Origin of the sequence: Leadbettera azotonutricia ZAS-9 (genome assembly GCF_000214355.1) — a bacterium.
Classification (GTDB): domain Bacteria; phylum Spirochaetota; class Spirochaetia; order Treponematales; family Breznakiellaceae; genus Leadbettera; species Leadbettera azotonutricia.
The window spans coordinates 1,579,246-1,603,660 of record NC_015577.1 but is presented as its reverse complement, the minus strand read 5'-3'; the positions used below and the strand labels follow the sequence as shown (position 1 = coordinate 1,603,660).

At 47.7% G+C, this 24,415-nt stretch carries 17 protein-coding genes and 1 tRNA gene; 9 read left to right on the top strand and 9 right to left on the bottom strand.

The window, feature by feature from the left end; translation table 11 throughout:
- Window positions 1–56: 56 nt before the first annotated feature.
- Window positions 57–2,312, top strand: a complete 2,256-nt coding sequence (locus TREAZ_RS06940; RefSeq protein WP_015711117.1) for a DUF4954 family protein — start codon at window positions 57–59, stop codon at window positions 2,310–2,312.
- Here the strand turns inward: TREAZ_RS06940 and TREAZ_RS06935 are convergent.
- Window positions 2,292–2,714 (bottom strand): hypothetical protein, encoded by a 423-nt coding sequence (locus tag TREAZ_RS06935; RefSeq protein WP_043922971.1) that lies wholly within the window; start codon window positions 2,712–2,714, stop codon window positions 2,292–2,294. The two genes, TREAZ_RS06940 and TREAZ_RS06935, sit on opposite strands and share 21 nt — an antisense overlap.
- A 109-nt stretch (window positions 2,715–2,823) precedes the next feature.
- Between TREAZ_RS06935 and TREAZ_RS06930 the strand changes: the two genes are divergently transcribed.
- Window positions 2,824–3,510 carry an MgtC/SapB family protein gene (locus TREAZ_RS06930; protein ID WP_015711115.1) on the top strand — a complete coding sequence of 229 codons (687 nt, stop codon included), beginning with the start codon at window positions 2,824–2,826 and terminating at the stop codon, window positions 3,508–3,510.
- Here the strand turns inward: TREAZ_RS06930 and TREAZ_RS06925 are convergent.
- The 5 genes from TREAZ_RS06925 to TREAZ_RS06905 are packed head-to-tail and all read right to left on the bottom strand — an operon-like array spanning window position 3,507 to window position 9,487.
- On the bottom strand, window positions 3,507–4,628 hold the full coding sequence (locus TREAZ_RS06925) for a diacylglycerol/lipid kinase family protein (RefSeq protein WP_015711114.1): 1,122 nt from the start codon (window positions 4,626–4,628) through the stop codon (window positions 3,507–3,509). The two genes, TREAZ_RS06930 and TREAZ_RS06925, sit on opposite strands and share 4 nt — an antisense overlap.
- The gene (locus TREAZ_RS06920) at window positions 4,625–5,281 is read right to left on the bottom strand and encodes an HAD family hydrolase (RefSeq protein ID WP_015711113.1); all 657 of its coding nucleotides are present in this window, start codon (window positions 5,279–5,281) and stop codon (window positions 4,625–4,627) included. Before TREAZ_RS06920 ends, TREAZ_RS06925 begins: the two co-directional genes overlap by 4 nt.
- A gap of 19 nt (window positions 5,282–5,300) precedes the next feature.
- A complete protein-coding gene (prs, locus tag TREAZ_RS06915) occupies window positions 5,301–6,533 on the bottom strand; it encodes a ribose-phosphate diphosphokinase (protein WP_043922970.1) in 1,233 nt (410 codons plus the stop codon).
- Window positions 6,534–6,561: 28 nt separating this feature from the next.
- A complete protein-coding gene (locus TREAZ_RS06910) occupies window positions 6,562–7,761 on the bottom strand; it encodes an OmpA family protein (RefSeq protein WP_015711111.1) in 1,200 nt (399 codons plus the stop codon).
- Window positions 7,762–7,768: 7 nt separating this feature from the next.
- A complete protein-coding gene (locus tag TREAZ_RS06905; protein WP_043923357.1) occupies window positions 7,769–9,487 on the bottom strand; it encodes a DUF4091 domain-containing protein in 1,719 nt (572 codons plus the stop codon).
- Between the two features lie 75 nt (window positions 9,488–9,562).
- On the opposite strand from TREAZ_RS06905, the gene TREAZ_RS06900 reads away from it, so the two are divergent.
- The 3 genes from TREAZ_RS06900 to TREAZ_RS06890 all read left to right on the top strand — a co-directional run bounded on the left by TREAZ_RS06900 (window position 9,563) and on the right by TREAZ_RS06890 (window position 12,173).
- Entirely contained in the window at window positions 9,563–10,540 is a 978-nt protein-coding gene (locus tag TREAZ_RS06900; protein WP_043922969.1) for a dipeptidase, read from the top strand.
- Between the two features lie 12 nt (window positions 10,541–10,552).
- Complete coding sequence (locus TREAZ_RS06895) at window positions 10,553–11,692, top strand: radical SAM/SPASM domain-containing protein (protein WP_015711108.1); 1,140 nt, start codon at window positions 10,553–10,555, stop codon at window positions 11,690–11,692.
- Window positions 11,693–11,900: 208 nt separating this feature from the next.
- On the top strand, window positions 11,901–12,173 hold the full coding sequence (locus TREAZ_RS06890; protein ID WP_015711107.1) for a hypothetical protein: 273 nt from the start codon (window positions 11,901–11,903) through the stop codon (window positions 12,171–12,173).
- Window positions 12,174–12,439: 266 nt separating this feature from the next.
- Here the strand turns inward: TREAZ_RS06890 and TREAZ_RS06885 are convergent, their stop codons facing one another.
- From TREAZ_RS06885 to TREAZ_RS06875, 3 genes are all read right to left on the bottom strand, one after another.
- Complete coding sequence (locus TREAZ_RS06885) at window positions 12,440–13,393, bottom strand: DDE-type integrase/transposase/recombinase (RefSeq protein WP_015711105.1); 954 nt, start codon at window positions 13,391–13,393, stop codon at window positions 12,440–12,442.
- 11 nt (window positions 13,394–13,404) lie between these two features.
- Complete coding sequence (locus tag TREAZ_RS06880; RefSeq protein WP_015711104.1) at window positions 13,405–13,716, bottom strand: transposase; 312 nt, start codon at window positions 13,714–13,716, stop codon at window positions 13,405–13,407.
- A 923-nt stretch (window positions 13,717–14,639) separates the two neighbouring features.
- Window positions 14,640–14,713, bottom strand: a tRNA-Ile gene (locus TREAZ_RS06875).
- Between the two features lie 261 nt (window positions 14,714–14,974).
- On the opposite strand from TREAZ_RS06875, the gene TREAZ_RS06870 reads away from it, so the two are divergent.
- The 4 genes from TREAZ_RS06870 to TREAZ_RS06855 all read left to right on the top strand — a co-directional run bounded on the left by TREAZ_RS06870 (window position 14,975) and on the right by TREAZ_RS06855 (window position 24,406).
- On the top strand, window positions 14,975–17,824 hold the full coding sequence (locus TREAZ_RS06870) for a hybrid sensor histidine kinase/response regulator (protein ID WP_015711101.1): 2,850 nt from the start codon (window positions 14,975–14,977) through the stop codon (window positions 17,822–17,824).
- 3 nt (window positions 17,825–17,827) lie between these two features.
- Window positions 17,828–18,931, top strand: coding sequence for an HD domain-containing phosphohydrolase (locus tag TREAZ_RS06865; RefSeq protein ID WP_015711100.1), 1,104 nt, complete (start codon window positions 17,828–17,830; stop codon window positions 18,929–18,931).
- A gap of 1 nt (window position 18,932) precedes the next feature.
- Complete coding sequence (locus TREAZ_RS06860) at window positions 18,933–21,476, top strand: LuxR C-terminal-related transcriptional regulator (protein WP_015711099.1); 2,544 nt, start codon at window positions 18,933–18,935, stop codon at window positions 21,474–21,476.
- A gap of 122 nt (window positions 21,477–21,598) precedes the next feature.
- Window positions 21,599–24,406 carry a hybrid sensor histidine kinase/response regulator gene (locus TREAZ_RS06855; protein ID WP_015711098.1) on the top strand — a complete coding sequence of 936 codons (2,808 nt, stop codon included), beginning with the start codon at window positions 21,599–21,601 and terminating at the stop codon, window positions 24,404–24,406.
- Window positions 24,407–24,415: the final 9 nt, after the last annotated feature.

Below are 24,415 nucleotides of genomic sequence, written 5' to 3'. Positions count from 1 at the left end.
AAACCTTACAATATAACCATAATATAGACACTTATTGTACTAAAAGGACGAGAATAATGATAGAGACCAATATCCTGCCCCCTGAACGCTACGGCTATGATTTTATACCCCCCCGGTATATTCCCCAGGGAAAGGATGAATACTGGATTCGCAATCAGCAGACAGGCGGCAGCAAGGCCTGGCGAAACCTTAAACCCCATGAACTTGAAATCCTCATCAAAAACCAAAATTATTGCTCCGATTGGGACAACTTCCTTGTGACCGATCCCTTTGAACCAGCCCTGATACGAAATTCTGCCTTTTACGGCCTTATACGTTTTGGGATGCTGAAAAACACCCTGCTGCGCCGCCATGATTTCTGTCTGCCCGCAGGGGTCAGGAACAGCACCATCATATCGTGCGATATTGGAGACAATGCGGTTATTCAGGATTGCACCTATATTTCGCACTATATAATCGGCGACGAAGTGATACTCTCCCGGATTGACGAAATGGAGACCACGAACCACGCTAAATTCGGCAATGGCATTCTTAAAGAGGGAGAGGATGAGGATGTCAGGATTTGGATTGATGTAATGAATGAAGCAGGGGGCCGCTCCATTCTGCCCTTTGCGGACATGCTGCCCTCGGACGCTTTTTTCTGGGCTGCCTATAGGGACGATATCCAATTTACCGAAAAGCTTAAAACCATCACCCAGGAACAGTACGGCGGCTTTAGGGGGAATTATGGCGTCATAGGATCGGGTTCTGTGATTAAAAGCACCCGCATTATCAAGGATATGCAGGTTGGCGAATTCGCCTACATCAAAGGCGCCAACAAGCTTAAAAATATTTCCATCCTTTCTTCCGAAGATGAGCCAAGCCAGATTGGCGAAGGGGTGGAGATGGTCAACGGCATTGTGGGCTACGGCAGCCATGCCTTTTACGGTTCAAAAGCAGTGCGTTTCGTTATGGGCAGGAACTGCAACCTCAAATACGGCGCAAGGCTTATCCATTCGGTACTCGGGGATAACTCCACAGTCTCATGCTGCGAGATCCTTAACAACCTCATTTTCCCGGTACATGAGCAGCATCACAACAATTCATTTTTGATCGCCAGCCTTATCCAGGGCATGAGCAATATGGCAGCAGGGGCTACTATCGGGAGCAACCACAACAGCCGCGCCAATGACGGAGAGATACGTGCAGGCCGCGGCTTCTGGCCGGGACTTGCGGTAACGCTGAAGCACTCGAGCCGTTTCGCAAGCTTTGTGCTTATCGCAAAAGGCGATTATCCCTACGAGCTCAATATCACCCTCCCCTTTTCGCTGGTGAACAACAATATAAAACTGGATCGCCTTGAAGTGATGCCTGCCTATTTCTGGATGTACAACCTTTATGCCCTGGAACGGAATTCCTGGAAGGCCGCCGCAAGGGACAAACGGATGATCAAAGAACAGCATATAGAAATGGATTATCTCGCCCCGGACACTGCGGAGGAGATCATCGCGGCCCTCGCCCAGATTGAAGCCTGGATGTCCGATGCCGGAGTGCCGGCGCCCAATATATCTGCCGATCATGCGCCCAATCCTGCCGGCTCGAACAGCGCTGAAAATGAAGACCCCGAATACGAAGTGCCCGCTGAAGACAGCCAGAAAGATCCTGCCCTCCCGGCCCGGGGCCTTGAACGAAGGCACCGGGGGCAGGTCATACTAAAGCCCCGTAAGGCTTGGACCGCCTACCGCCAAATGCTCCGCTATTATGCTATCGGCACCCTGGCCGAAGCTTTTAAAACCCGCAGGGATTCCGGATGGGCTTCTTTTTGTTCTGAAATGGATAAGCCCCTCCTCAATACGAAGCCCGGCAGGATTGCTGAATGGGTAAACATGGGGGGACAAATAGCGCCAACATTCCGCGTGGATGAACTGCGAAGCAGAATCCGGGAAGGGAAGATTTCAAACTGGAACAGTATCCATGCTGCGTATGACGAGATGGCTGCCGCATACGCCGAGGACAAGGCCCGCCACGCATGGGAAGTGTATCGCTATCTTTGCAAGGCGGAAAGCAGTGAAGCACATCCCCTTAAGGATTTCGAGGCTTTCAAAAAGGAACTTGAAACACTGATTCAAACCAGGGTGTGGATTGCGGAACAGGTCTATGCAAGCAGGGCAAAAGATTTTAACGATCCTTTCAGGGCTATTACATACCGCAATAAAAAAGAGATGGAACAGGTTGTCGGCAGTGCCGGGGACAATTCTTTTGTCAAGCTTGTGCAGGAGAAGACTGCAGCATTCGCAGAAGAAATCACAGGGTTACTTTGCCGCAATCAATAGCGCAGCAATGCCGCCGCTAATCAGCGCCGTCACCGGAAGGCCGATCAAGGTAAACTTCTTCCAGAAGGCGGAGCTGCGTTCGTATTTCGCGGATAAGTCCGATTGCCTCGCGTAGATTTCGGACATTGTGATCAGTTGTTTCCGCAAGTCCCCTAACAATTGCTCTTGCTCGCTCAGAAGCTGCTCGTTGGAGGCGATTGTTTGCTCGTTCTCGCTCAAGGTTTTGTTCAAGGCTTCCAATTGTGAGAGCTGCACCCCGCTCTGCAAGAGCGTATCTTCTATCAAGCTCTCCAATGCGTCCAGATTCGCGTAAATGCCCGGCATATCCTGCGGCCAGAGCGGCAAGGACAAACCCGAGAATAAAAGCAAGAGACAAAGCAAGCATGTTTTTCCTGATGTCATACATGAATTCCTTCCTATTATAATATACCAATTTTCTTAAAAAAAGCGAAATGTTTTTGCTTGAATTTTATCCTTTGACATCCCAATGCATTAAAGGGTAAAATACCCTATGCAACCCCACATATTAACCGAATGGGACATGGTAATCCGCCTCTGCATCAGTTTTGGCGCAGGGGCAATCATAGGCTTTGAACGATCCAGCCATCATCAGGTAGCGGGGCTGCGCACACACATACTGATAACCACAGGCGCCGCACTGCTCATGCTGCTTTCAATCTGGCTGCCCCAGGAATTTTCCGGCATGAAAAACGGCGACCCGGGCCGTATTGCGGCCCAGGTAGTGTCGGGCATCGGTTTTCTGGGCGCCGGGGCCATTATACGCCTGGGGAACAATGTTCGGGGCCTTACCACTGCGGCATCCCTTTGGTTCATGGCTGCGGTGGGACTGACTATAGGCGCGGGCATGTTCATTGCCGCAGCCATTGCGGAGGCATTGGGCCTCATCACCCTCTTTGTCCTGGGCGTTATGGAGCGCAAAGTATTCCCCAGTGAACAGACAAAAATGCTGGAGCTTATCTATGACGATTCAAATCCCAGTACAAAAGAGGCAATGGATATCATTACTGCCGCAGGTATACGCATACAGTCCATGGACATGCGCCAGAGTTCCAAGGGGAAGGCAACCAAACTTAAAATTTTAGCGGGTATTCCGAATACCGTGGATATTGCAACCATTGCAAAGCTTTTTAAGACTTCGGGGAATGTGAGAGCAGTTGAAATAAAGGAAAAGTACTAAACTTTTTTCAACACCGGTATTACAAGTTCTGTTAATTCTATTGCTGCGGGAAAGTCCCTTTTTTGCAGCAATACTGTTTCACCGTCCATTTGGGCAAGCAGTGGTTCTTCACCCCTGAATTCCACCCTATGGGCATTGAAAACAACAGATTCGGGTTTTAAAATATGTTCGCCGGTTGTAAAAAGGCCTTTGAGGGCGACTTTACGGAGCATGGGCATCTGCTTAACCAGGCATACATTGCGGTCATCGGGAAGTATCTTTTTATGGGAGCCATAAGTCCTATGGCCGCTTTCCCCCACCGCAAGCAATAATACTTTCTCGCTAAAAGACCTGACTTCCCTTCCGCGCTCGTCAAAAGCGCTTACATCCATGCTGCCAACTTTATAGAGCCTGTCGTAAAGGAGTGAAGCCACGTCAACCCAAAGCTTATATGTATCGCCGGGCATTTTGCCCTTTGTTTTATTGGTCATGTGGGTCACAAAAGCGTCAAGGCCCACAGAGAGTATATTGAAAGCCAGAAAAGGGCCTTTGCCGGGAGTAGAGGTGGTGAGCCTTAAAGCCCTCTGATAGCCGGGCTTTGCCGGATCTATAAGAAGGCTTAACGCATCTTCCAGTTCCCAGGCGTCAGCACCGTCGTTGCCTGTCCCCATGGGAAGGCGGAGCACGGCGAAATGGGAGCGAAGGCCCGTAGGCATATGGTAGAGGGCTGTAAGGACATCAAGGCTTGTGCCGTCGCCCCCCGCAGTAATGATGAGGTTAAAGGGGCGTTTTGCATAAATATCGGAATAACTGCCTGCTTCGTCGATGAGAGCTTCAGTAATGCTGCGTGCATGCCCACCATGCCTTGTGGGTATAAGGCCGTTTTCATCCCCTTCTTTCAACCCTGTCTCTGAGGGAAATGCGTCAACATGAAGCGGGTTTTTTTGGGCCCGGAGGACACACTCCTGAAGCTGGCGGAGGTGCTTTTTCCAGCGGGAACCTATGGTAAAACCCCCTGCTGTGGGATTCGCAATGAGAGTCCAGCGGAGAGGCCGCTCTTTGGCCAGAGGAGTATAAAGGCAAATTTCCGCAAGAAGCCCGCCAAAAATTTCCGGTATCAAAGTTTTAGCCTTACTCATAATTTACCGCCTTTTAAAATACCCGGCAATTCATACACATCTTCTACCCCGTCCACAAGAATTCCGCCCATGCCCATTTCAAGAGGGAGTCCAATATCAATATCGTAACGGTCGCCTATGGAGACGCAGGCTTTTGGATCTATACTCAATAGTTCCGACATTTTTGCAAAGGGCAATTTGTGGGGTTTTGGGATCATGCAGGTATCGAGGCCCACCAATGCGGCAAAACAATCTTCCACCCCCAGAGAGCGGAGTGTCCTTTCGGCAACGGATACAGGATTATTGGTCACCACTCCAAGCAGAAAAAGGGTCGAAAGGGTTTTGAGGGTTTCTTTAAGCTTTGCGTCAGGAGAAAGATATTTTTCGGGCTCGCAGGCTTCTTCCCTCCATTTCACATTCTCATCCATTGTCACGCCAAATTCGAGGAACAAATTGCTCAACGAAGGCTTCTTTCCGCCATGGGAAGCAGCCCAGGATTTTCGCCTTGCTTCTATTTCTTTGTTCATTTCCCCAAAATTTTTCCCCTGCTGCTTCCCCAGGATTGCGATGAGATTGTCAATCTGATTTTTGCCGTAGGCAGGGCAGGTGTAAAGGGTAAGATCCATATCAAAAATGAGGGCTTTGGTTTCTTTTGGCAAATTATAAATTTCCACGAAAAAACCTCTTATGTTTTCAATTATCCGCCAACAGTTTTACAATTACATCCCGGTTGTCCAAAAGGGAGCTTAGCGAAAGCCCCTGGTGAAGACGGCTTATGGTCTGCGCAAAAAGCCGGGTAATATTGACGCTGATGTACCATTCGCGGGTAATAATATCTTCCTGGTACACCGCATTAGTCCCGATAATGCGATAAAAAAGCCCTTCCTTGTAAGCCTCGTCAAAATACTTGATTGCTTCTCCCGAAAAAAGCGGAAGGCTTACAGAACAGATCACCTTTCCCGCGCCTTGTTCCTTGAGGAATTTCATGTTCTTAAGAAGGGTGCCGCCTGTGCCAAGCATATCATCGGCCATAAAAACAGTCTTGTCCCTTACATTGCCCAAAAGCTTAATTTCCGCAATGTTGTTTTCAAGGGCATTCCGGCTAACCTTGGAATAATCCCGCTCTTTGTAAAGCAGGGCCAGCGGTTTCTTAAGGGCGGTGGCATAAAATTTATTCCGGTCAACAGCGCCAGTGTCCGGGGACACCACCACAAAATCATCGCAGAGAACCCCGGGCAGATGGGAAAGCGCCCTGATGATCTGGTAGCTGGCATGGAGATTTTCGAGGCGCATGCAGTTAAAAGAATTGCCAATTTCCCGGGAATGAATGTCCAGGGTAATGATGCGGTTCACCCCAAGGAATTCCATTATCTTCCCTACACGGGAAGCGGTAAGCCCTTCCCTGCCTTTGGCCTTGTGCTGGCGGGAATAGGGATAGACAGGCGTTACCAGGGTGATGCGGTCCGCGCCGGCCTGTTTGGCAGCATCCACTGTAACGAACATAGTCATGAGGTGATCATTCACCGAAAGGGCCTTTTTGAGGTCTCCGTCATTGAAGCTTACAGGGTAGTGGTTTTCAACATCCTGGACTATGTAGATATCCTTACCCCGTATGGATTCGAGTATTTCCGCCTTGATCTCCCCGTTGGGAAAACAGGTAAAACGGGCCGGAACCTTGATATGGGGGGCCCGGAATTTTTCGATATTCCCCTGGGAATGATGCGCAGGGCTGACAACATCGTTGATGAAGTTGATCCTGTTGGCAATATAATTAATATCCTGGCTGTAGCGCTTGGCCAGCTCGGCGGACATTTTTTCGAAAATCCGCTTATACCCTTTCTTAAGATGATTCACAACCTCGTCGGCAAACATTTCACCGCCGGGACACGCCAGAACTGCAAGGTTAGCCGGGTTTGAATAATTCATGAGTAATTAATATTACTATGAAATGCTATTAATTTTCAAGTATAGTGATCTCAACCCGCCTGTTCCTCTGGCGGCCCGCCTCGGTGCGGTTGTCCCCCAGGGGCCTTTCGGCGCCATAGCCCTGAACCACTACCCTGTCGGCCGCTCTCACCTTTTTGCTTATGAGGTACTCTGCAACTGCCCCCGCCCTTTCTGCGGAAAGCTGGCTCCTCATCTCCGCAGTCCCTGCCAGGGCTGTATGCCCCCCGACCAGTATATCCCGCTCGGGATAACGGCTTAAAATGGAAGCAATACGGTCGAGTTTTCCCCGCTCAGACTGACGCAAAACCGCGGAATCAGGTTCAAACTGGATGTTTTCGAGAGAAATCGTTACGCCTTCATCTACAACACGTACAGTGGCATCCGGAATCTGGGCTATTTCATTCGCAATTTCAGACGCGATTTTTTCTTTATCCATAGCCGGGGCTTCGACAATCTCCGCATTCGCCCTGCCCCGGTATTCCACGATCCTGCCGTCGGAAAGGTCGAAGACCATGCGGAAATGCTCTTCGTAGGCCGCGGCCTGCCCCAAATCAGAATCCCAATAAACCGTCTGATCCGACGAGCCAAGAATGCGCCTGGGCCAGGTTCTTCCCTGCACTGCGGCAGGTTCAGCAAAGATGCGGTAAGAAACCGAAAATGCAGGATATGTTTTCCCTTTCCACTCGCGGGTCCCCAGGAAAGTGTAGTTTGCAGTAAAGGGGATACGGTAGGGTTCGGCGATGCCGAAACTGTCCCTGAAGTCATGCATTTCATGGCCTTCGGCGGTCCAGGTCTCGCCGGGCTTAAGATCCTTGTCCGGGAAGACCGGCACGTTTCTCACCACAGGCATAAAATACTTTGCATCTATGTCAAGATAGCCTTGGGGGTTTCTGTCAAATTCGGATTGATATTCCCTTGACCATTGAAAGCCCCTGCCCGCCGCAGTGCCGGTTGCTTTTTCGGCAGTCTGAAAAACCGCTTTGTGCCCGCCTTTATTGTTCACGACTGCCACGACATCCACAGCAATGCGGTTGATGATCTCTGCTTTATGGCTCAGCCTGCGGTCTATATACACATCCTCGTTTACCGTGGAAATGATGCGGTATTTGTCGCCAGCCTTGTGCTTATAGGCAAACTGATCGGCGCTGACAGGAAAAGCCGCAATAACAAGAAATGGCAGCAGCAGAAAAAGGATGTGTTTCTTCATATTTTGATTATCGTATTGATTCTCGAATCAATGCCGCGATTTTCTCCCTTAATTCAGTATAGTACGAAGCTTCAAGGGGATAATGAAAGAAGGTCATAGTCCCTTCAAAGCCTTCGTTGATTATTTTCAGCACCGCGTCCCTCCCCTTTATCGTTTCCGCAAGGGCAAGTATCCTCATGTCTTCGAGGCCTTCGCGGTGCGCTTCCGCATGAATTGACGAAACCGGTTTGCCATCCGCCCCCGGATACACCAGGAAGGGATCACCCCCAGGCCAGTCCTTCAGCCCCCCGGTTTTTAAGTACGGATCGACGAGGCTTTTGGATAGGGCAGAATAGTAGTAATTGTAACCCCACTGGAGGAAGCCTGCTATATTGTAAAGATACATAAGCACCCCCATGGCCCGGGTACGGGGAGAAGGAAGGGCGATAAAGCGGTTGGGTACACGGCGGCTTTGGCCCACGCAGTAATACACCCAAAGGTTTTTTATCCCTGCCTCAAGGAAGGGGGTAATGGCGTCGTTTGCCGGCACCGGATGTTCAACAAGCCCCTGCTTGTAAAAATTAAAATCGCTCAACGCGTCAACAATGAGGCTGCCTTCCACGAGATCCGCAATCTGGGCTTTGGCTTTTCTGTAATTTTCCATCTGTCCGTCTCCATGAGGTTCGTCAGACACATGGAATATGGTGTGCTCCTTGTCATAACCGAATTGGGCGCAGGCCGTTCTTAAAGCAGGCAAAAACTGTTCCAGGAATTTCCGGTATTCGGGGCTGTCGGAAGGAACATCCCAACCGAAGATCTTTTTTTCCATCCCGTTTTCTTTTGCCATGATCTTGGGCGTATACTTGGCGCCCCATTGGGAAAAGAGATGGGCAATTTCCAGGTGAGTGATACCGTGCTTTTTGCTTATCCTGCACCAGCGTTCAAGTTTCTCAAAACCGAATGTGTAGACATCGCCTTGTTTTGCGATATCCGCAAGCTGTACCGTAAGGCGCTCGGTTCCATAGGCAGTGTCCAAAGGCGGAGTAAACACCGGAGTAAGCAGGGTATTGATGCCGTAACGGCTCATCATGGGTTCGATAAAAGCGTCGATGATTTTCCAGTGTTCTTCGCCAAGGGGAACAACGCGGTAATAGCTTGCAAGGCAGTCGGCGTGAAACCACTGGGTATGGAGCAGGGTTTGGGCAGGGAGGGTCTCGCCCAATACATCCAGGGTAAGATTAAGGCAGGTCTTGTATTGCGCGTTTTCAGGAACCCTGAATTCATCACCATTGCCGAACACTATTTTGTCATCGGATTTGATGACAATCTTCACATTGTGCTTGCCCTTCTGCGAGGCAGTGATGCCGGGGAATTCAATCCACACCGCATTGTACTGATTGGTCTGGGGGATTATTTTTCCTTCGTTGAGAGGCACCAAAAGATCCGGCAACATGGCCGGATCATGGGTAATATAGCCTTCGTCTGTTTTTTCGTTGGAGGGAAAATCAACCGGAACAAGTTCCACGGAACGGCATTCTGCCCTGACCGGAGCGCCTTCTACCTCAATTGAAAAGGGAAGCGGCATAAAAGCGCGTTTTTCGCCCCTGTTTTTTGCATAAACAAGCTGCACTGCGGGAATTGTCCCGGGGAAAACAGGAATTGATTTTCCGTCTTCAATGCAGCGGGGCCTTGCCACAGGCAGAACCTTTTCGAGGGAATCTGTCAAGAAGAAATCATAATCGCTCATATATATAGTATAGGGTTTAGGATTATTGTTGTAAACAACTTGCCTGGTGCGGGGTATTAGCTCTATACTTGAACCATGAAATTTATCGACATGCACTGCGATACCCTCATGACAGCGTATCAGAAAAAACGGGAAGATATTTTTACCACCGACACCATGCTGGACATTAAAAGGCTCAAAGAATACGGGGCCATGGCACAGTTTTTCGCAATCTTCATGCCCGGCCCGGGATCAGACTCTTTTGCCAATGCCGGCGGGCAATTTCCTGATGATGAATATATCGCGTACTGTCTCAAGGTTTTTGAGAATGCCCTGGTTCGGCACAGCGATAGTATAGCCCAGGCCCTTACAGGGAACGACGTGGTCAAAAATTCAAAAGCCGGAAAAACAAGCGCCATCCTTAGCTTCGAGGATGGACGCCCCATTGCGGGCAGACTCGAAAACCTCGACGCCTGGCATCAAAAAGGCATACGCCTTATCACCCTTACATGGAACGGCGAAAACTGTTTTGGCTTTCCCAATTCGCTGGACAAGACAGAGATGGCCAAGGGCCTTAAACCCTTTGGGAAGGAAGCAATACTCTGCATGAATGAACTTGGCATAATAATAGATGTTTCTCATATTTCTGCGGGCGGCTTCTTCGATGTAGCCGAATTAAGCAAAAAACCCTTTGTGGCTTCCCATTCCAACAGCTATACCTTAAGCCCCCATCAGCGCAACCTCACGGACGAACAGATAAAACTATTGGCCGATGCAGGTGGTGTTACCGGCCTCAATTTTGCTGCCCAATTCCTCAATGCTGATATTGAATGCAAAAAAAATACCGCTGCCCTGATCTCGGCCCACGCTAAATACATTAAAAAGATTGGGGGCATAGACTGCGTTGGCCTGGGCAGCGATTTTGACGGCATTGAGGGAGAATTGGAAATTGGAAAAGTCCAGGATCTCCCCCTCCTCTTTGACCAGTTCAGCCGCGACGGCTTCACCGACGATGAGATAGAAAGAATCGCCTGGAAAAACACCCTGCGGGTAATGACCGATATTTTGGGATAGCTGCTGCTATCAATGAAACAGCTTTCCCTGCTTATCAAACCTGCTTCCTCACTGTGCAATTTGCGGTGCAAGTACTGTTTCTATGCGGATATAAGCTCCATGCGGCATGTCAGATCCTACGGGATCATGACTGAAAAAACTGCAGCAAAACTGCTGGAAAACCTGTTCAAAGATGTAGAAGATAAGGATGCGCTGACCATAGCCTTTCAGGGCGGCGAACCGGCCCTTGCGGGCCTTGAGTGGTTTCAGGACTTCATGGGATTGGCGGATGCATACTGTGAAAACCGCAATGCGGCGATACAGTATGCTTTTCAGACCAACGGCATACTTCTTGATGAGAACTGGGCGCTATTTTTTAAGCAGCACCAGGTATTGGTGGGGCTTTCCATAGACGGCAGCCTGCGCTTCCATGACCGGAACCGGGTTGACACGGAGGGGCACGGTACCTGGGAAAGGCTGCTAAGGGCAAAGAAACTGCTGGAAGATTACCGAGTGGAATACAACATGCTCTGCGTACTGACCAATGAGCTTGCCGATCATGCCGACAAGGTTTGGCGTTTCATCCTGCAGGAAAAAATCGACTTTATCCAGTTCATTCCCTGCCTTGAGAATTTGGGAACAGCGGGCTCGGCGATTCCTGCAAACCAGCGCGGGAATACGCTTAAGCCTGCCCGTTTCGCCAAATTTTATATGCAGCTCTTTACCCTCTGGCGTCAGGAACTGCAAACCGGCCATTATGTGAGCATAAAATTCTTTGACGATACAGCCAACTGGTTCCTTAAGGCCATCCCCTCCTTCTGCGGGATAAATGGCAGATGCCATACCCAGTATGCGGTAGAGGCCGATGGCAGCGTATACCCCTGCGACTTCTATGCGCTCGACAGCTGGAACCTGGGAAACCTTACGGAAAGCACTTTGAGCCAACTATTTGAAACCGAAAGGAATAGAAGCTTTTTGCTGGAAGAGCGGGGCACCCCTTCTGTCTGCATCAATTGCAAATACCTGCAAGCCTGTCACGGCGGCTGCAAGCGCATGCGCAACACCATGTACTACGGCGAAAATGGCGTAGTGTGCGGCTATAAAATGTTCCTGGACAAATGCCTGGAAGCCCTTCTGGAAACCGTGCAAAATCATTTCCCTCAGCACGACTAAAAGGGAATTTATTCGTGCTGAGGGGTTTAATACCCCGCCGCTTGCGGCGGTTAAAAAAGTATTAAATCCCGAATGCAATACCTTATGAGAACAACATACCTCGTCCGCTCTGCGGTGAGGTTGTTGATTTGTTGGCAGTATCTTTTTAATGATATTGACATACCAAAAAAGAATAGTCCATATTTGAATACTATAATAGGAAGTTTTTATGGAAAGAGAAGTAAAATTCTTCTGGCTTAAAGCGGGTGGCGGAATGCTTGTCGCAGCCCGCCCCAAAAGCAATGTCATGGTACTTTTTCTTGAAGAAGAAAAAAAATGGAACTGTGCGCCGCAGACTTATTCTCAAATGGAGGGTAATATGGTCTACGGCGGAGGTCCGGATTTCGACGAAATATCCGAGAAGGAAGCGCAAGACATATTTAAAGATATTCGGCCTGAACCTGTACTTGATGACATTGAAAGAGTCTTTAGGACTGTCTAAAGATATTTATTCGTGCTGAGGGATTTAATACCCTGCCACTTGCGGCGGTTAAAAAAGTATTAAATCCCGAATGCAATACCTTATGAGAACAACATACCTCGTCCGCTCTGCGGCGAGGTTGTTGATTGCTTTATTTTTTTGGCCATTTTATTGCTGTTATTACTATAAAAACAGTTATTAATATTTCGATAACACCATATATTATATAATAAGCCTGTATTGCCCAAGCCGAACTTGCCGTTTTTTGAAGGAGCATATAAGCTAGTTCAGAGTCCGGCATTTTGATTTTGCCAGTAGCTCTGTCTTTGAATATATGCAGAATGCAGTTTTTGTCTGCGCTCTGCAAGACGAATATAAGTCCTCCCCTCAAAAACATCAAGGGGACTTAAATAATAAATCGAGCCGTGGAGCCGCTTTTCGTTGTAATATTTTATCCAGCGGCCCATCCTGGCTTTGGCATCTTCATAGCCGAAATAAGCAGCCTGCCTCACATGCTCGGTTTTGAATGTCCGGTGGAAGCGTTCGAGTTTGCCGTTGCTCTGCGGATGCGCCGGGGCGGTAAATGTTTGTTCCAGCTCAAGAAGCATTATCAAATCACGAAAGTCTTTCGAAACAAACTGGCCGCCGTTGTCGCTGATAATGCGCGGCCTGGCCTCCGGGTGTCTTTCATGCGTCCGGGAGATGAGAATCTCCGCATTAAGCCCGTCCATGTTCCGGCATAAGTCCCAGCCCAGGATCATCCGGCTGTATCCGTCAAGAACGCTGATGAAATAATAAAAGGCCCCGTCAATCCTGATGTATGAAAAATCAATATGCCAATGTTCGTGTACCCCTTGAGGCTGGTCAAACCCTTTTTTCTTCTCCTCGGCCAGTTCTGCCCACTTCTTCGTCAAGCCGCTGCGTTTCAGCACGTTGTAGACGCTGGAGGGGGATGCCGCCGCCACATCCTCGTCTACCATCTGCCAGCACAACACCCGGTATCCAAGCTTCATCCGGCTCTGGCAGTACGCAACGATGGCCTCTGTTTCGGCAGGGGTCAGCCAATGCTCCCGGGGTATATGCCCGTTATGCCTCGTCTCCTGGTTGCGCCGTGCCTGCCATTCCCTCCAGGTGCGTTCCGGCACCCCGGCGAAGCCTGCCAGGGTCAGCATGGCTATGCCGGTCTTTAGGCAAAGGCGCCGCACCTCCCGCTCTATCAACTGCCGTTTCTCGAGGCTCATCTTGCTTGTCCCTAACTCTGGCCAACTCTCTTTTTTTTTAGCTCCAGGACTTCCTGGGCCAGCTCCGCTATGACGTTGTCCTTCTCCGCTATCTTGGCTTCCAACGCCTTGGACTTCTTCCCCTGCGCCTTCTCGGTTATGTCTGTGCGCTTGATCTCAAAGAGATTGAGCGCCCCCTCGAAGAGCTGTTTCCTCCAGGCCAGGATCATGCTCGGGTGGATCTCGTACTTGGCCGCCGCCTCGCTCATCGTCTTGCCCTCTTCCAGAACCTCCCGCAGGATGTTCACCTTCTGCTCAGGACTGTACCGCTTTCTTCTGCCCATATTCCTCTCCTCGGGCTTGTTGTTACTACCTTATATGCTTAGCTTCTTTTCGGCAAGTTCAACGTGGGCAGGACATTATATAATAAGCCCATATTTCACCTATTAGGTTTCCAATTCCAACGAATGCCTCCCCTATAGGTAATAAATTAATTCTATATCGGAAATTATATTGCGTCAATTCCTTTGTCAATAATGTTTTTCCAATAAATCATTCTTTATGGGATAAAATAGTGAATATTTCCGACTACGCTCAACTGCGCACTTTTAAAAAAAATGCGCAGTTGAGCGTATTTCGTTCCACCATGTATATTTTATTTGAATTTTACTGCCCTTCCATAGGCAATTACTTCTGCGGCATTTTGCATTACCGATGATGAAGCATAACAAACATTTACAAAACCGAAAATTAAAAAAGCACATAGTATTTGTACTATATAATATTCTAAAAGAATTTATTTCGGCAATATTTTACAATAACGTTTAGGTGGTATATCGCATAACTTGTTTTAAACGATAAAAGCCTCTTTTCCCGGAAACAATCGAAGCGTGGGACTATGAGTCCGTGGCTCTACTTTCGGAGGGATGTCAAGACCGGAACGTATAAACCAGGACGACCCAGCAACGTGATTTCCCTCGGCAAAACCCTAAACTGACCCGCAACAGGAAGCAAGAAGAATTTAACCACGAAGGTCAGTATCATAGGCACAATCCTGTACTTTTTTGGCAATTTTCTCCTGCTCCTCCGTAATCATTTCCCTTCCCCGCGCAAGCGAGCTCTTCTTCGTGTCCCTTGTGATTATTAAATCTTATAATTGGGTATGTACCCTCGCCACGAAAAAACCGGGGGGGCCGACTTTTTCGGTAGTTTCAGGTTTCTAAACTGTAATTCCTTACTATATAAGGAATTATTGCGGTTTCTTTTATGGGCCTTCCTGGACTTGAACCGGGGACCGACGGATTATGAGTCCGCAGCTCTAACCAACTGAGCTAAAGGCCCGAATTAACGGTGATGATTTTTATACCCCAAATATCAAAAAAAGTCAATAACCCTTGAAAAACCTCTTTTATCATTTTATTCTTCTATGAGTTAAGGAAAACAAACATGGATATAACGCTTCATGAAATCGACATGAAAGGAAAAACCGCGAGGGTATTGGAGATTAACATTAACTAAATTTTTAATACCCTTAAAACTTCTCTTGATTTTACCGGAAGGAAATACTACATTATAAAAAAATGGCCAAAAAAGGGAGAAATTTTGTCCGTCAGGCTTAAAGCCATCTTCATTATTTCCGCCATAGTGCTGGCTATTGCCGCTACTGGTATAGGGATAGGTATCTATTCAAGCCGGAAGAGCATGGTCAGCATTATGGAAAGCGATATGACCCTGGTTGCAAAAATCGCGAGCCGCATGATGGCTATCGAATTGGACAGGCTCAGGGAGCAGATAGAGGCGGCAGCGGACAGGATAGAATCTGCGGAAAACGAAAAAGAGATATTGGAGATCCTGGAAAAACAAAGGGAAAAAAACCATTTCCTTTCCGTGGTTATTATGGGAAAGGGAGAATATTTCCTGGTTCAGGGCGAGACCATGCTGGACAATTCATTTTTAGACACCAGTTACGGAAGGCGGGCATTGGCAGGAGAGACCTTTGTCACCACCACCGAACGGGGGATTGGAGAACAGCTGGTATTCCGCATTATTACACCCCTGGAAGGCTCCATACTCTGCGCAACCCTTCCGGCCCTGTATTTCAACAATATACTTGAAGATCTTCGCATCTGGAATACAGGTTATATATTTGCCCTTGACAACAAGGGGTACACAGTCGCCAACGTGGACTCTGAAGAGGTCGCTGCCCACCGGACTTTTATGGACAGAATAAAAGCTGATCCGGCCATGCGTCCTGCGATCCCCGTGATTAACGCAATGCTTGAGGGTGAAAGCGGGATACAGGAATACAGCCTTTCGGGGAAAATGCGTATTGCGGCGTACACGCCCATTGCGAATTCGGGGGGCTGGTCCCTGGCAGCTATTTCACCAGTATCCGAAAGCCCGGTAAGGCAGGTTCAATTCAGCCTCCTCCTTGCGGGAGCGGTGGTGCTGGGGCTTGGATTTATAGCTGCGCTGTTTGCGGCGAAAAGCATTGCCCTCCCCTTTGAACAATTGAATATTCAAAACAAGACTCTTGGAGAACTCAAGGTGGTGGCTGAATCTGCCTCCGAGGCGAAGAGCAATTTCCTTGCCAATATGAGTCATGAAATGAGGACCCCCCTAAACGCCATCATTGGCTTTTCAGAACTGGAAATGGGAAAAAATGAAGGGATGAGCGGCGATTCCCAGGACTGTCTTGAAAAGATCTACACCTCGGGCCTTACCCTTCTCGGTCTTATCAACGACATCCTTGATATTTCCAAAATTGAATCCGGGAAGTTTGTCCTTATCCCTGTCGAGTACGATCTTCCCAGCCTCATCAACGATACGGTGGTGCTGAACATTGTGCGCAAAGGAAGCAAGCCCATCACCTTCGAGCTTGATATCGACGGAAAGCTTCCCAGCAAACTTTTCGGCGACGAACTCAGGATAAAACAAATACTCAATAATTTCCTTTCCAATGCCTTTAAGTATACAAAAGAAGGAAAAGTAATCCTCAGCATTCGCTGTGAACATAAGGCAGAAACACTGGAAAAAGATACAGTTTGGATGGAAATTACAGTTTCCGATACTGGCATAGGCATCAAGAGTGAAGACATGAACACCATTTTTGAAAATTACAGCCAGGTGGACACCAACAGCAACCGCAAGATCGAAGGCACTGGCCTGGGCCTCCCCATTACAAAACGCTTAATTGAAATGATGGGCGGCCACCTTTCCGCAACCAGCGAATACAACAAGGGAAGCGTTTTTAAGGCATGGATACCCCAGGGCTATGTCACCGATGTGCTTATAGGAAACGAAGTAGCGGATAATCTTAAAGCTTTCCAGTATGCCCTGGGGCGCAGGGACAGAAACAAGAAAATTGCCCAGGCTTATATACCTTACGCAAAGGTGCTTGTAGTGGATGATGTAAACACTAACCTGGATGTAGCCCGGGGTATGCTCAAGAGGTACGGCTTGACTATAGATTGCGTGAGCAGCGGCCAGTCTGCCATAGACCGTATACGCAGCGGGGACCCCAAATACAATGCGGTCTTCATGGATCATATGATGCCCGGCATGGACGGCATAGAAGCAGTGCGAATTATCCGCAATGAAATTGACAGCGATTATGCCCGGTCGGTTCCCATTATCGCCCTTACTGCCAATGCAATACTTGGCAACGAAGAGATGTTCCTTAACAACGGGTTCCAGGCTTTCCTCACCAAGCCCATTGATATTATCAAGCTCAATGAAGCTATCAACCGCTGGGTACGGGACAAGGATTACGAAAAAGAGCTGCGCCAAACCCAGGGCATTCCTGAAACCGCCCCTGGCGGCCTTGATATGAGGGACGGGGAAAAAGATGAAACCGTTAAAACTTTTCTTCTGAAAAACCCTATAGAGGGGGTGGACATAGTAAAAGCCCTGGAACGGTTCGGGGACGGCGAATCATGGCTCGAAGCGGTCGTTTCATATATCAAAAATATCCCCGCCATGCTGGAAGAATTGAAAACCATTTCCGCAGGGGAAATAGCCGAAGAAAAACTCAATACATACCGCATTACTGTCCACGGCATAAAAGGCGCCAGCCGCAGTATTTCCGCGGATAAAGCGGGGGATGTGGCTGAAAAACTGGAAAAAGCCGCTAGGGATAAAAACGTGGAAATACTGCGAAATGAGACTTCTGCTTTTATTGCTTTGACAGCAAAACTAATAGACGAATTTATAGAATTAATCAATAAAGCGAAGGTATTATCAAACAAACCAAAAAAGCCCGCTCCGGACCCGGAAATTATTCAAGAAATTTACAAGGCAGCTGCCTCATACAATATGCAGGATCTGGACAAGGCATTGGAGATGCTGGAACAGTATTCCTATGAATCCGATGGCGAGCTTGTATCCTGGCTCAGGGAACAGGCTGACACTTCGGAATTCGACACTATCAGCGAAAAACTTAAGAAAGGATGAAACATGGAGAAGAGCAGAAAAACAATAATGCTGGTTGATGACAACCCAATCAACCTGAATGCGGGCAAAACCATGCTGAAGGATAAATACGATGTATATCCCCTGCTCTCCGGGGAAAAGCTCTTCGCTATGCTCGAAAAGGTTACCCCTGATCTCATACTCCTGGATATAGAAATGCCTGAATTGTCAGGCTATGAGGTGATAAAAATCCTCAAAACGAACCCGAAATATGAAGAAATCCCTGTGATTTTCCTCACTTCCTGGAACGACTCCGGGAGCGAGCTTGAAGGTTTAAGCCTGGGCGCCATAGACTATGTCGCCAAGCCCTTCTCCCCTCCCCTGCTCCTGAAGCGCATCGAGATCCACCTCCTCATGGCAGCTCAAAAGAAAGAGCTCAAGGATTACAACGACAACCTCCAGAAAAAAGTTGAGGATAAAACCCGCCAGGTGGTGAAGCTGCAAAATTCCATTCTCATAACCATGACGGAACTGGTCGAATTCCGGGACGAGACGACAGGGGGCCACATAGAACGCACCCAGGGTTATGTAGAAATCATGCTGAAAAAAATCTTTAGCGACAGAATTTATTGGGAGGATGTATCGCTCTGGAATTTTGAATTCCTCATCGCCTCTGTCCCCCTTCACGATGTAGGAAAAATCCGCATCAGCGATACCATACTCAACAAGCCCGGCAAGCTTATGCCTGAAGAATTCGAAATCATGAAAAAGCATGCCATCTATGGAGAAGAGGCAATAGAAGCAATCATGCGCACCACGAGTGAAAATGATTTTCTGAAGCACGCGAAAATTTTTGCAGGCGCCCACCATGAAAAATGGGACGGTTCAGGCTATCCGAGAGGGCTCAAGGGTCTGGATATTCCCCTCCAGGGAAGGCTCATGGCTATTTCCGATGTGTATGACGCCCTCATTTCCGAACGGCCCTATAAAAAAGCAATGAGCCATGACGAGGCTATAGGCATTATACGGGAAGGAAAGGGACAGCATTTCGATCCGGTCCTGGTGGATCTTCTGGACGATCTTGCGCCCCTTTTCAGGGACAATACTGAAAAAACAAACCTTATGCTTAGGCAACAACAGAAGGCGTAGCATGAGAGGGGTGGGAAACCAGCCTTATCTTGAAAGGCCTCAAATTGACAAGTTTCTTGAAAACGCAGTTAAATTCCCTTTAGTAACTGTAACTGCGGGTACAGGCTATGGTAAAACCCAGGCGATTTATTCATTTATCCATAAACTCAATGTCAACCTTTTTTGGTTCCAGCTTTCCGAACGGGACAATGCGGGTGAACAATTTTGGGAAGATTTTATTGAGGCTATGGAGATACAGAACAAACATACAGCTGAAGATTTGGCCAGGATGAGCTTTCCTTCCACCATGAGGCAGTTTGGAAATTATATACGCATTCCGGAACGGGATGTGCACCCCAATAATAAATACATCTTTGTCTATGATGATTTTCACCTTCTTAAAAACAGGGATGTGCTGCGATTCATTGAAAGATCCATTAGTACCCCTTTCCCGAATATCACCTCTATACTAATATCGCGCACCCAAATACCCATTAACCTTATGGCATTTGAATCCAAGGGGCTTCAGGCAAAAATTACCGAGGAAGATCTCAGGTTCTCGATTGACGAGATGCTTGAATATTTCCATATTCAGAGTATACACCTTGATCCGGCAACTGCCGAATCCATTTATAAAGAAACTGAAGGCTGGGCATTAGCCATACATCTTGCAGGCCTCAACCTCAAGCACCTTCCTGCGGGCGCCGGTTATATACCTCAGGCGACCAGGGCAAATGTTTTTAAATTGATAGAGAGCCAGATCATTTCGGCTATATCGCCGAGGCTCAGAAAATTTCTCATCAAGGTGAGCCTTTTAGAACGGCAGCCCAGGACCCTGCTTCCCCTGATTGGCGGTGATGACAAACTCCTGGCGGAAATGGAAGCCATAGGCTCCTTTATATATTATGACTCTTACACAGATAACTACCACATCCATAACCTGCTTTTGGAATATCTCAACACTTTAACAGATGAAATCAGCGATGAAGAAAAAAAGGGGATATGGCTTATTGCGGCTTCATGGTGCACCGCCAATAACCGCAAACTCAATGCTATCTATTACTACGAAAAAGCCGGTGACTATATGGGAATTATCAATTCCATGTTTTCCGGAATTCCCTTCACAATCCCCGAATCCACAGGCAGAATATTCCTGGAAATAATTGATAGGGCGCCCCGGGATATTTATGACAGGGTTCCCGAGACCCTGGTTTTCCGTGCGTGGCTCCTCACCTGCCTTCAGAGGTTCGATGAAGCCAAAATTGAAGTTGAAACAAACATAAAAAAGTTTGAAAGCCTTCCTCCCAGCCCGTCAATTGAATGGGCGCTTTCGGGGGCTTATTTTATCCGGGGGAATATCGCCAAGCTGGAAGGCGCCCTTAATGGCGATTTTAATTTTATCAAATGGTATGAAAAAGGTTCCTTCCACGCGGAGCGCTGCCACTTTGCCCTGACGCCTCCCCTCTCGGTAGCGCCCATGGGCTGCTATATTCTCAGGGTTTACAGCCATGAAAAGGGAATCATGGAAGCCTGCATCGAAGCTTATTCAAAGATGATACCCCTTTTGTTCAAGGGCCTGGGCGGATCATATTATGGGTATGACGATCTTGCCCGTGGGGAGTTTTCTTTTTTCAAGGGGGATTTGCTCAAGGCTGAAGAGTGGATACTAAAAGCCCTGGGTAAGGCGCATCAAAAATTCCAATATGAAATCGAAAACCGCGCCTTCTTCTACCTTATGAGGATTTATCTTAACCGGGGGGATTATGAAAAACTCAGCACCCTCTGGGATCAGGTAAAGGCTCAGCTTGACAAAGCCGATTATCTTAACCGCCACACGGATTACGATATACTCATGGGCTGGTTCCTTGCGCAGACAGGCCAGCTTACCCAATTCGCTTCGTGGCTTAAAAACAGTTTTGAAGAAAGCGATCTCAATACCCTGGTCTTTGGGATGGAGATTTTGGTAAAAGCCAAATACTATTTTGCAGCCCAGGAATTCCCGTCCGCCATTGCAGCCCTCGAAAGCCATGCCAATTCCGGCCTCCATATCTTTGCCCTGGGCCGTATAGAATTAAAAGCCCTGGAAGCTGCCTGCCGTTTCAAGCTGGGCGAGAAAGAAGCTAGTTTTGCCTGCCTTGAGGAAGCCTGGAATCTGGCAAAGCCCAATGGTTTTTATATGCCCTTTACCGAGCTGGGGAGGGACATGAAGGCCATAGCCGAAGCTGCCCAGGCATCCATGAAAACAAAAATCGATAATGAAACCCTGGAAAGGATGCGGCTTTCAGGTTCCGCCTACAGCAAGCGCATCGCAATTGTGGTCAAGCACTACTGGTCCCAGACAAACAAGGGCCCTGGAATTGCAGTCGAATTCTCCAGGCGGGAACATGAAGTCCTGATCGGGATCTACCAGGGGCTTACGGCAGAAGAAATCTCTATTGACTGCAATTTCTCCATTAACACTATTAAGAGCATTATTAAGCGTATTTATGCAAAACTGGGAGCTTCCAACAGGGCCGCGGCAGTTCGCATCGCCCTCAACCTTGGAATCCTGAAGCCTGAAAAATAAGTATATAAGAGAAAAAATCCAAAGAAATTGCAAATTTTCAAGATAATCACCCTTTTGGGTGTTTTCTGCTCTTCATATGGAAGTCCATAGTATACTGAACGAAAGTTTCTATGGAGTTAAATATGTCTATAAAGTTTAAAATCTTTTTGGTCATCATGCTTATCGTTCTGGGGATTGCCATTACCAGCACTGCTGTGGGCGTCCATTTCAGCAACCAGCACCTCCTCTCCACCATGGAAAATGACATGAGCCTTGCCGCCAGCATCGCCTCGAGCCTTGTCTCATCAGAGATAGAAAAGGCAAAGGACGGAATCCTCATTGCAGCCCAGATTATTGAAGATGATATCTATAAAGATGAAGTAACCCTCACTCAAATTCTCAAGACCGAAGCGGAATACAATAACTATTTTTCCCTGATGATTTTGGATCAAAATGGCCCCTTTGTATCCTGGGGCGAAACCATTCTGGATAATAATTATCTTCAATCATCCAATGCCCAAAGAGCCCTCGCAGGAGAAACACTCATTTCCACAGCTGAAATAGGCATTAATGAACAGCTTGTTATACGTATCCTAACCCCCCTGCACGGAGGACGTATACTCTGCGCCACCCTTCCGGCCTTATATTTCAATAATCTGGTTGCCAATTTCAAAATATGGGATTCGGGCTATATCTTCGTTATAGACAATGAAGGGAATTTCATAGCCCATCCCGACCAGAACGCCGTCCTCGACAGATACAATTACATTGAAGCGGGGCAAAATTCTCCAAGTTTCAAAGAGGTGGGAAACTTTTTTACTCTTATGCTCCAGGGTGGCAGCGGGGTAAGACGGTACATGTTTCAAGGAATACTCAGAATTTCCGCATATTCAGCAATCAAAGGCAGCAATAATTGGTCATTGGGCGTAGTCTCCCCCATTTCAGAAAGCCCTGCTGCCCATGCCAGGGATAATTTGACCTTGGTCGGCGAAATCGTAGTAGCACTGGGCTTAATTGCGGCCATCATTACCGCAGGGCTCATTGCCAGGCCCTTTGATAAAATAAACGAGCAAAACAAGATTCTCGCAGAATTGAAATCCGATGCGGAAGCAGCTTCCGAAGCCAAAAGCAGCTTCCTGGCGAATATGAGCCATGAGATGAGGACGCCACTCAATGCCATTATAGGGTTCTCCGAGCTTGAGCTTGGAAAAGAAGATAAAACCATACCCGGTGAAACCATAGGAAACCTGGAAAAAATATATACTTCGGGCGTTACCCTCCTGGGGCTTATCAACGATATCCTGGATATTTCCAAAATCGAGTCCGGCAAGTTTGAACTCCTCGAAAACAATTACGATATGCCCAGCCTTATCAACGATACGATTATCCTTAACATCATGCGTATCGGCAGTAAACCGATTGTTTTTAACCTTGATATTGAAGCCGACCTTCCATCAAAGCTCAAGGGGGATGAGCTGCGCATTAAGCAGCTTTTTAATAATTTCCTCAGCAATGCGTTTAAATATACAAACAAAGGCAGTGTTACGCTTAAAATACGCTGCCAAAACGAAGGGGAGAAGGTTTGGCTGGAAGCGACTGTCAGCGATACCGGTCAGGGCATTAAAGAAGAAGATCTGACAAAACTCTTTACCGATTATATGCGGGCCGATATTAAGCGCAACCGTAATATTGAAGGGACAGGCCTGGGCCTTGCTTTAAGCAAACGCCTTTCGGAAATGATGGGCGGCACAATCAAAGCTGAAAGCATATACGGCATAGGCAGCAGCTTCAGCTTCAGAATTCCACAGGGCTATGTCAATGATGTGCCCATTGGCGAAGAAGTAGCGGACAATCTCAAAAAGTTCAAATATATCGAAAGCAGAAGGGATAAAAACACCGGCCAGATAAGGGCATTTATACCCTATGCCCGGGTGCTGGTAGTGGATGATGTGCTTACAAACCTGGATGTGGCCAAGGGAATGCTTAAACCTTATGGCATGGTTGTTGACTGTGTAAATTCGGGATACAAAGCCATTGACGCCATAAAGGAGCAAAAGGTTATATACAATGCCGTCTTTATGGATCACATGATGCCAGGAATGGATGGTGTTGAAACTGTGCATATCATCAGGAACGAAATCGGAACAGAATATGCAAAAACTGTACCCATCATTGCCCTTACCGCCAATGCCATTCACGGCAATGAGGAGATGTTCCTCAAGAACGGCTTCCAAAGCTTCCTCACAAAACCCATAGATATCCGCAGGATGGACGAAGCAGTCAACCACTGGGTAAGGGACAAAGAATATGAAAAAAAACTCAGACAGACTCAGGACATACCGGAAAAGGCGGCGGGCATTTCGGAAATCACAGCTTTCCTTCAGGCGCACATGGCCGAAGGGATCGACTTTACGAAGGCCCTGGAACGTTTCGGGGATGGAGAAATATGGCTCGAAACTGTCAGAACCTATGCGTCCAGCACATTGGATCTGCTTAATGTGCTGGCAGAAAATGCAAAGGGGGATTTAAATCTCTACCGCATCACCGTGCATGGGATAAAAGGTTCAAGCTATGCAATTGCTGCCGAAGAAACGGGGAAAAAAGCAGAAGAACTCGAAACGGCAGCCAAAAAGGGGGACACAGAATATATCGAAAAACAAAATGAGGTATTCATACTCAATACAAAGGCGTTCATAGACCGCCTCAACATGTTATTGGATCAAATAGATCAACAATTCAGCAGAAGCAAAAAAGCCGCTCCGGACGGTAAAATTCTCGAACGGATACGCGAGGCAGCCGAGTCCTATGATATGACTGAATTGGATAAAGCCATGGAGGAGCTTTCGAAATATGATTATGAATCCCAGCCAGATCTTGTATCCTGGCTGCGGGAACAAATCGAGCTTTCTGAATTTGAACAAATTCAGGAAAAATTATCAGGAAATTTATAAGGAAGTTCA

Bases quoted from the DNA above. Each gene is read 5' to 3' on its own strand.
- TREAZ_RS06940 (WP_015711117.1), top strand. From the start codon at position 57: ATGATAGAGACCAATATCCTGCCCCCTGAACGCTACGGCTATGATTTT.
- TREAZ_RS06935 (WP_043922971.1), bottom strand. From the start codon at position 2,714: ATGACATCAGGAAAAACATGCTTGCTTTGTCTCTTGCTTTTATTCTCG.
- TREAZ_RS06930 (WP_015711115.1), top strand. From the start codon at position 2,824: ATGCAACCCCACATATTAACCGAATGGGACATGGTAATCCGCCTCTGC.
- TREAZ_RS06925 (WP_015711114.1), bottom strand. From the start codon at position 4,628: ATGAGTAAGGCTAAAACTTTGATACCGGAAATTTTTGGCGGGCTTCTT.
- prs (WP_043922970.1), bottom strand. From the start codon at position 6,533: ATGAATTATTCAAACCCGGCTAACCTTGCAGTTCTGGCGTGTCCCGGC.
- TREAZ_RS06910 (WP_015711111.1), bottom strand. From the start codon at position 7,761: ATGAAGAAACACATCCTTTTTCTGCTGCTGCCATTTCTTGTTATTGCG.
- TREAZ_RS06905 (WP_043923357.1), bottom strand. From the start codon at position 9,487: ATGAGCGATTATGATTTCTTCTTGACAGATTCCCTCGAAAAGGTTCTG.
- TREAZ_RS06900 (WP_043922969.1), top strand. From the start codon at position 9,563: ATGAAATTTATCGACATGCACTGCGATACCCTCATGACAGCGTATCAG.
- TREAZ_RS06895 (WP_015711108.1), top strand. From the start codon at position 10,553: ATGAAACAGCTTTCCCTGCTTATCAAACCTGCTTCCTCACTGTGCAAT.
- TREAZ_RS06890 (WP_015711107.1), top strand. From the start codon at position 11,901: ATGGAAAGAGAAGTAAAATTCTTCTGGCTTAAAGCGGGTGGCGGAATG.
- TREAZ_RS06885 (WP_015711105.1), bottom strand. From the start codon at position 13,393: ATGAGCCTCGAGAAACGGCAGTTGATAGAGCGGGAGGTGCGGCGCCTT.
- TREAZ_RS06880 (WP_015711104.1), bottom strand. From the start codon at position 13,716: ATGGGCAGAAGAAAGCGGTACAGTCCTGAGCAGAAGGTGAACATCCTG.
- TREAZ_RS06865 (WP_015711100.1), top strand. From the start codon at position 17,828: ATGGAGAAGAGCAGAAAAACAATAATGCTGGTTGATGACAACCCAATC.
- TREAZ_RS06860 (WP_015711099.1), top strand. From the start codon at position 18,933: ATGAGAGGGGTGGGAAACCAGCCTTATCTTGAAAGGCCTCAAATTGAC.
- TREAZ_RS06855 (WP_015711098.1), top strand. From the start codon at position 21,599: ATGTCTATAAAGTTTAAAATCTTTTTGGTCATCATGCTTATCGTTCTG.